Here is an 8,237-nt window from a genome sequence, read left to right as displayed (position 1 = left end):
GAAGCCATTCGCACCAAGCTCCTGCTAGAGGTTGCCGGCCGCACGCCGGAGCGTCGCGTGGTTCCCGTCGCCGACAAGGAGCGCGTCTCGTGCATGATCGGCGAGAAGATCTGGCAGGATCGCTGGGGCCGCTGAGCCCGCGCGACTACGCCTTGCTTTATTTTCGTGTAAAGCGTGCCACCAGTTCGACATGCGGTGTGTGCCGGAACTGGTCGACGGGTGTGACGCCCTCGATTCTGTAACCGCCGTCGATCAAAATGCGCGCATCGCGGGCAAACGTCGTGACGTTGCAGGAGACGGCGATCACGAGCGGCACCTTGCTGGAAGCGAGCCTCTCGGCCTGGGATTGTGCGCCCTGCCGCGGCGGATCGAACACGACGCCATCGAAGTCGCGCAATTCTTCCGCCACCAGCGGGCGGCGAAACAGGTCGCGCGTCTCGGCTTTGAGAGGCTTGAGGCCGCTGGTGGTGGCAGCCGCCTTTTGCAGGCTGGAAATGGCATTCGCATCGCTGTCATAGGCCGCCATGCGCGATTTCTCGGCGAGCCGGAGCGCAAATGGACCGACACCGCAGAAGAGATCGACAATGTGTTTGGCACGCCCGCAATGTCTTGCGACCAGCGCCGCCAAAGTCTCCTCGCCGGCCACCGTCGCCTGAAGGAAACAGCCCGGCGGCAGGATCACGCGCGCTTTGCCCATGGTGAGGCCAGGCGGCTGTCGCATCAGCACCAGCTCGCCATGCCGCGTCAGCCGGGCGAGGCGGTGTTTGGTCGCGACAGCCGACAAGGCAGAGACGAGCGCGGCGGGCAAGGCGCCGGAGCCGCGGACGTCGACGTCGAGGCCGCCATCGCTGGCGGTGATCTGGATGTCGAGCGGCTTGCCGGCCACGGCCAGGGGTTCGGCGAGCGCCCAGGCGGCGTCCAGCGCACCTTCCAGACCGGGGTCGAGAATCGGGCAGCGGTCGATCGGCACGACATCGTGTGAATGAGCCGTTGAAAAGCCGACCTTGAGCACGTCATGCGTGCCCTTGCGTGCGTGCACGGTGATCCGCCGCCGGCCCTGGCCATGCGCGTCGATCAGCGGATAAACCTCGCAGTCGATTTTCGCTTGCGCGAGCGCCGTCACGACGAGGTCGCGCTTCCAGGCGCGATAGTGCTCGGCCTGCCAATGCTGGATGGCGCAGCCGCCGCAGATGCCGAAATGCTGGCAAAAAGGCTCGACGCGTTCTGCGCTCGGCTGTTCGACCCGGAGCAGTTGCCGCCGGTCCGGGTGGTGACCCGGCACGGCCGTGACTTCCACGCTCTCGCCGCCGAGCGCGTAGGGAACAAAAATGTTCTGTCCCTCGACGAGCGCGACGCCGTCGCCGAGATGGCCGACATGGTCGATGAGCAGGCGTTCAACCACGGTACGCGCCGATGAAAAATTCGCTATTGCCGTCGCCGCCCGTGATCGGCGAGGGGAATATGCGGATGTCGGTGCATCCGAGCGAAGCGGCGAAGGCCGCGATATCGGCGCAAACTTCCTGATGCACGGCGGTATCGCGGATGATGCCGCGCTTGGAGTGTTTGCGCGTCGCTTCGAACTGCGGCTTGATCAACGCCAATAGATGCATCGGCGCGGCCGCAAGCGACAGGGCAACCGGCAGGACCGACTTGAGCGAGATGAAGCTGACGTCGATCACGACGATGTCGGGCCGGGCAGGCAGCCGCTTGCCTTCGAACGCGCGGATGTCCGTCCCCTCCATCGAGACGATCTTCGGGTGGCCCTGCAGGGACGGGTGCAACTGTCCATGCCCAACGTCGACCGCAAACACCAGGCTGGCACCGTTGGCCAGCAGGACTTCCGTGAAGCCGCCGGTCGAGGCGCCGACATCGAGGCAGACATGATCCTCGATCTCGATCGGGTATTGTTCGAGCGCGCCGGCGAGCTTGACGCCGCCGCGCGAGACAAAAGGATGGGCTGGCTGCGCCTGCAGCACGGCGTCGGCGGCGATGGTCTCGGAAGCTTTCAGAACCTGTTTGTCATCGGCCAGGACGAGGCCCGCCTCGATCGCGGCGCGTGCGCGTGAGCGGCTTTCGAACAGCCCGCGTTCGACCAGAAGCAGATCGATGCGTTTGCGGGGCGAGGGCATGCTTTTCGTCCGGTATATGTCAGGTGCCAGATTTCAGACGCGCCGCCGCCAGTCGCACACAGGCTTCGAAGGCGGCGAGGTCGCGCCAGATGTCGGCCGGCCTTTCACGCGGCAGCACGAGCGGCGCGCCATGGAGTTCCAGCGCATGAATCGTCATGAGATTGTCGTTGAGGCCGAAATCTTCGACCGTCAATCCTTCGGCGTCGGCAAGCCGTCCGCCTTGCGCGGTCACTTCGGTGAAGCGCCGCACCCGATCGGCATAGACGGCGGGATCATTGGAATAACCAAGGCAGAATTTGCCACGCCCGGCCATGTAGCCGAGTTCGTAAACCGTCCCGGCATCGGCGCCGGGGCCGCGAAACGGCGTGAGATTGGCGATGATGGCAGCGGAGCGGTCCATCAAGACCTCATTGGCCTTGAATATCTGCAGCGAGGCGTCGCTGGCCGCCCGGTCAATGATGTTATCGAGAGGGTAAAGTCCGACCAGACCGTGGCGCCGGCAGATTTCGGCCTTCTGCCGGCCGATTTCCAAGGCATCCGGCAGGAACACGTCGGGACCTGCCAGATAAACCTGTGTCATCGCCTAGTATCCCGACGTGGGACCGCGTGAAGAAAACGCGTCAAGACCAAAGCCCGCCAATCAGGCGAGCTTGACCGTCTCGGTCTTGACGTCCTTGCCGAGTGCTTCGAACACCTTGGCGACGATGCCCTTGGCATCGAGACCGGCGCGGGCATACATCGCGCTCGGCGTATCGTGGTCGAGGAATTCGTCCGGCAGCACCATCGAACGTATCCGCACGCCGCCATCGAGCGCGCCGCTGTCGGACAGGAACTGCATCACGTGCGAACCGAAGCCGCCGACCGAGCCTTCCTCGATGGTGATCAGGATTTCGTGCTCGCGGGCGAGCTTCAGGATCATTTCCTCGTCGAGCGGCTTCATGAAGCGCGCGTCGGCGATGGTGGTCGAAAGTCCATGCGCGGCGAGTTCGTCTGCCGCCTTTTCGCATTCGGCGAGCCGTGTGCCGAACGACAGCAAGGCGATCTTGCTGCCCTGACGGATGATGCGGCCCTTGCCGATCTCGAGCGGAATGCCGACTTCGGGCATTTCGACGCCGCGGCCTTCGCCACGCGGATAACGCACCGCGCTCGGGCGGTCGTTGATGGCAACCTGCGTCGCTACCATGTGGACCAGTTCGGCTTCGTCGGAAGCGGCCATGATCACGAAGTTCGGCAGACAGCCGAGATAGGCATTGTCGAACGAGCCGGCATGGGTGGCGCCGTCGGCGCCGACAAGACCGGCACGGTCGATGGCAAAACGCACCGGCAGGCTCTGGATCGCCACGTCATGGACGACCTGATCGTAGCCGCGTTGCAGGAAGGTCGAGTAAATGGCGCAGAACGGCTTGTAACCTTCGGTGGCAAGGCCCGCCGCAAAGGTCACGGCATGCTGCTCGGCAATGCCGACGTCAAAGGTGCGGTCGGGGAATGCCTTGTTGAAGATGTCGATGCCGGTGCCGGAGGGCATCGCGGCGGTGATGCCGACGATCTTCTCGTCCTTTTGCGCTTCCTTGACGAGGCTCTGGCCGAACACATTCTGATAGGCCGGCGCATTCGGCTTGGCCTTGGCCTGCGCACCGGTCGCGACGTCGAACTTGACGACGGCGTGATATTTGTCGGCGGAAGCTTCCGCCGGGGCGTAGCCCTTGCCCTTCTGCGTCACGACGTGAACCAGGATCGGTCCATCCTCCATGTCGCGGACGTTGCGCAGCACCGGCAGCAGGTGATCGAGGTTATGGCCGTCGATCGGGCCGACGTAATAGAAGCCGAGCTCCTCGAACAGCGTACCGCCGTCCATCATGAAGCCGCGCGAATACTCCTCGACGCGGTTGGCACGGTTGGCAATGATCTTCGGCAGATGCTTGCCGAGCTGCTTGGCGGCCTCGCGCAGCGAACGGTAGGTCTTGCCGGAATAGAGACGGGACAGATAGGCGCTCATGGCGCCGACCGGCGGCGCAATCGACATGTCGTTGTCGTTGAGAATGACGATCAGGCGGGAGTTCATCGCACCCGCATTGTTCATGGCCTCGTAGGCCATGCCCGCCGACATCGCGCCGTCGCCGATCACAGCGATGACGTTGTTCTTGCCGCCGGAGAGATCGCGCGCCACGGCCATGCCGAGCCCGGCCGAGATCGAGGTGGAGGAGTGCGCGGCGCCGAACGGATCGTAGTCGCTCTCGGTGCGCTTGGTGAAGCCGGACAGGCCGCCACCGGTACGCAGCGTGCGGATGCGGTCGCGGCGGCCGGTGAGGATCTTGTGCGGATAGGCCTGATGGCCGACGTCCCAGATCAGGCGGTCGCGCGGGGTGTCGAAGACATAATGAATGGCGGTCGTCAGTTCGACCACGCCGAGCCCAGCCCCGAAATGGCCGCCGGTCACCGAAACCGCATCGATGGTTTCCTGGCGCAGTTCGTCGGCGACCTGCCGGACTTGCTCCACCTTGAGCTTCCGCAGATCGTCCGGAGTTCGGATCGTGTCGAGAAGCGGCGTCTTACTATATGCGGTCACAGCGTCATTCCAATTTTTCAAAGTCGAGATCAACGGTCCGACGGAAAATGGGTTGCTCAAAAAGCGAGCGCAAGCACCCCAAAACCGTCAGATGCAAAGGGCTCATCGGCCCAAACGATAGTCTTAGGCGTGCCCCGGATCGTTCAACGTGATTTGCATCACCCTATGACCGTTCCACCCTGTCGATCAATTTATTCAGCTAGTTGAGGTACTTGACGTTGCAGGAACACGTCGAACGAGTGCCTTCGTCAGTCCATAGTCTTGGAAGCTTTACACTAAAATGCCAGCCAAAGCCAACCGGCTTCGGAACCCGACCGGGATCCGGCGCCGGGATGGAACCCGGCAATTTTGCGTCATAAGGAAGTTTCCGGGCCTAAATAGGCCAGTTTCAAGGAAAATTTGGGCAAGCCGGCTCGCCTGCTTAACCATTTCGGCAAAGCCCCAATGCGCCAACGGTCAGGGTGCCAGGAGCGCGCCCGGCCTATTGCACGTCGAGCGGTTCCGTACCGGTCGGCGCGCCGCTGGCGTCGGTGGTGATCTTGTCGACACGCGCTTCCGCCTGTCGGAGCAATTCCTCGCAGCGGCGCTTCAGCGCTTCGCCGCGCTCGTAGATCGCAACCGATTCTTCCAGCGGAACCTTACCCTCTTCGAGCCGCTTGACGATGGATTCCAGTTCCTCCATCGCGCGCTCAAAGCTAAGTTTCTTGACGTCCGCCTGGGCGTTATCAGCCATGCTGGTTTTCCTGGATTTGCTGTTTGAGCCGGCGATCGGACGGATCGCGCATCTTCAAGATGGTGAGCCCATCAGGGCGCTGACGTGGGCCGCGACCGATTCCTTCAGGCCCTGCAGATCATAACCGCCTTCGAGGACCGAGACAATTCGGCCGCCCGCGCTGCGGTCGGCGAGGTCCATCAGCCTTCGCGTTACCCATCCGAAATCTTCCGCCTTCAGGTTGAGCGAAGCCAACGGATCGCGATAGTGCGCATCGAAACCGGCCGAGATGATGATGAGTTCGGGGCTGAACTTGCTCAAGTTGGGCAGGATCGTGTTTTCGAAAGCCGCGCGGAACTTGGCGCCGCCGTCGTCGGCGGCGAGCGGCGCGTTGACGATGTTATCGTGCTCGCCGCGCTCGCCGCTGGCGCCCGTGCCGGGAAACAGCGGCATCTGATGCGTCGAGCAATACATCACGGTCTTGTCGGCCCAGAAGATCTCCTGGGTTCCGTTGCCGTGGTGAACGTCGAAATCGACCACCGCCGCGCGGCCGATGCCGTATTTGCGTTGGGCATGACGGGCCGCGATCGCGGCGTGATCGAAAAAGCAGAAGCCCATCGGTCGGTTGGTCTCGGCGTGATGGCCGGGAGGGCGCATCGCCACGAAGGCGTTGTTGTGCTTGCCTGACATGATCGCATCGGTCGCCGCGACGGCGCCGCCGACGCCACGCATCACCGCTTCCCAGGTGCCAGGCGACATCGAGGTGTCGCCGTCGAGATAGACAAGACCGCTGGCCGGGGCGATGCGGCGCAGTTCGCTCACATAGTGTTCGTCGTGGCAAAGCGTCACGAGATCGAGCGAGCCCTCGGGCGCGAGTTCGCGCACCAGCGGATCGAAACGGCGCTCGCCCAACACTTCGTCGACCGCGCGAATCCGGTCCGGCCGTTCCGGGTGTCCGGGCGGCGTGAGATGATTCAGCGTCGAGGGGTGGGATACGAGAAGCGTGGTCATGCAGGGCCTTTGGCGCGCAAGGAATGCGCTGTTCGGAAGCGTTCAATGTAAGGGCTGATCGCGGGGAGGGAAAGGGCCGATCACCCGAGGGTCTCGACACGCTAGTTCGAGCGCCTGATGCGGTCGGAAGGCGCTGGGCTGATCGGGCTGTTGGCCTGGAAGTATGCGTAGAGCGCATCGGCATCATAGACGCCGAACTGTTGCGCGGTTCCTTCCGTCAGCACTGTAAATCCGTCGCCGCCGGTGGAGAGATAGTTGTTCACCGTGACGCGGTAGCTGCCGGCCGGATCGACCGCCGCGCCGTTCAACGACATCGAGCCTGCAATCACCCGCTCGCCGAACGGCTTGCTGTCGTCCCACGCATAGCTGAAGCCCTTCGAGACCTGAAGAATGCGCGGCCGCTTCGGATCGAGCCATTGCTGTTCCAGCATCGCCCTGATCTGGCTGCCCTTAAGCGTCAGCGTGACGAGCTGATTGCGGAACGGCTGGCTGGCGAATATGTCGGCATAGGTCAGCGAGCCGTCGTCCTTGGCCGTAAGGTCGGCGCGCAAGCCGCCGGGGTTGGTGAAGGCAACGACCGCGCCGCCCTTGGCCTCGCTTGTGGTCGCCGCCAATTGTGCATCGGCGACGATATCGCCGAGCGCGCTCTCGCCCGCCTCATTCGGCACGCGCGACAGCGTTGCGGTGACCGATCCGGCGCGGCGATTGCCCAGGGGAGCTGCGAGCCTGTCATAGGCCGCAATCAGTGCGGTCTGCTCGGCATCCCTGGCCAGTACGTTGCTGCGCACGATAACGTTGTCGGCCTTGGCGCTGACGATGTCGCGCGATTTCGCATCGAGCGTCACGTCGATGGCGGTGACCAGCGTGCCGTATTTGTCGGCCGAGGTGACGAGGCGTCCGTCGATGTCGCAAACATAGGGCTGGTGCGTGTGGCCGCTGATCACGAGATCGACCGCGCGATCGAACTTCTTGACGATGTCGACGATCGCGCCCGATATCGCCGGGCACTCGTTATAGTCGCCGGTCGGATAGCCGCCTTCGTGAATCAGGACGACGATGGCCTCGACGCCGCGACCTTTCAGTTCGGGAATCAGCGCATTCACGGTCTCGGCCTCGTCGCGGAACTCCAGGCCCGCCGCGCTTGCTGGCGAAATAATGCCCGAGGTGCCTTTCAGGGTCAGGCCGATGAAGGCGACGGGGATGCCCTCGAATTCCCTGATTTCGTACGGCGGAAAAAGCGTTTTGCCGGTCGCGGTCTCCACTGTCGAAGCCGCGAGGTAATGGAATGTCGCGCCCTTAAATGGCTGCGGTCCCCGGCAGGTGTCGACAGGATGGCAGCCGCCATTCTGCATCCGCTTCAACTCGTCCTTGCCTTCGTCGAACTCGTGATTGCCGACGGAGGCCAGCGCCAGCCCCATCATCGAAAGCGATTCGATCGTCGGTTCGTCGTGAAACATCGCCGACAGCAGCGGACTTGCGCCGATGAGATCGCCGGCGGCGACGAAGATCGTGTTCTTGTGGTCGTGCTCGAGTTCTTTGACGAGGCTCGCCATCTGTTCGGCGCCGCCAGCCGGCACCGTGATCTTTTTCGTCCTGTCGCTTGGATCGGCGATCCTGATTCCGGTGGATGGGGCGCGCAGATAGCCGTGAAAATCGTTGATCGCGAGGATGCGCAAACTCACCGTTGGCTGTTGCGCCACGGCCGGCGGCGGCGAGGCGATCAACGTCAAAGCGGCGAAGGCGAGTGCGGGTAAACGTCTCATGCTTCGATCATAGATCGAGGGCGCGACGGTTTCACGAAGCCGGTGGCTTCGCAATG

General features: G+C 63.3%; 7 protein-coding genes. All 7 read right to left on the bottom strand.

Going from position 1 to position 8,237, the window contains the following annotated elements:
* Window positions 1-157: 157 nt before the first annotated feature.
* Window positions 158-1,402: a class I SAM-dependent RNA methyltransferase gene (locus VFL62_RS26255; protein WP_325175310.1), complete on the bottom strand. Its 1,245-nt coding sequence runs from the start codon at window positions 1,400-1,402 to the stop codon at window positions 158-160.
* Window positions 1,395-2,129, bottom strand: a complete 735-nt coding sequence (locus VFL62_RS26250; RefSeq protein WP_325175309.1) for a TlyA family RNA methyltransferase — start codon at window positions 2,127-2,129, stop codon at window positions 1,395-1,397. Before VFL62_RS26250 ends, VFL62_RS26255 begins: the two co-directional genes overlap by 8 nt.
* A gap of 19 nt (window positions 2,130-2,148) precedes the next feature.
* The gene (locus VFL62_RS26245; RefSeq protein WP_325175308.1) at window positions 2,149-2,709 is read right to left on the bottom strand and encodes a nucleoside 2-deoxyribosyltransferase; all 561 of its coding nucleotides are present in this window, start codon (window positions 2,707-2,709) and stop codon (window positions 2,149-2,151) included.
* A 60-nt stretch (window positions 2,710-2,769) separates the two neighbouring features.
* On the bottom strand, window positions 2,770-4,695 hold the full coding sequence (gene dxs, locus VFL62_RS26240) for a 1-deoxy-D-xylulose-5-phosphate synthase (RefSeq protein ID WP_325175307.1): 1,926 nt from the start codon (window positions 4,693-4,695) through the stop codon (window positions 2,770-2,772).
* A gap of 481 nt (window positions 4,696-5,176) precedes the next feature.
* Window positions 5,177-5,428, bottom strand: a complete 252-nt coding sequence (locus VFL62_RS26235) for an exodeoxyribonuclease VII small subunit (RefSeq protein WP_325175306.1) — start codon at window positions 5,426-5,428, stop codon at window positions 5,177-5,179.
* Window positions 5,429-5,482: 54 nt separating this feature from the next.
* The gene (locus tag VFL62_RS26230) at window positions 5,483-6,418 is read right to left on the bottom strand and encodes a histone deacetylase family protein (protein ID WP_325175305.1); all 936 of its coding nucleotides are present in this window, start codon (window positions 6,416-6,418) and stop codon (window positions 5,483-5,485) included.
* A gap of 101 nt (window positions 6,419-6,519) precedes the next feature.
* Window positions 6,520-8,181, bottom strand: a complete 1,662-nt coding sequence (locus VFL62_RS26225; RefSeq protein ID WP_325175304.1) for a bifunctional metallophosphatase/5'-nucleotidase — start codon at window positions 8,179-8,181, stop codon at window positions 6,520-6,522.
* Between the last annotated feature and the right edge of the window lie 56 nt (window positions 8,182-8,237).

Source organism: Bradyrhizobium sp. (assembly GCF_035701725.1).
Classification (GTDB): domain Bacteria; phylum Pseudomonadota; class Alphaproteobacteria; order Rhizobiales; family Xanthobacteraceae; genus Bradyrhizobium.
Note: the sequence above shows the minus strand (reverse complement) of the source record. Positions and strands in the feature narration are given on the sequence as shown.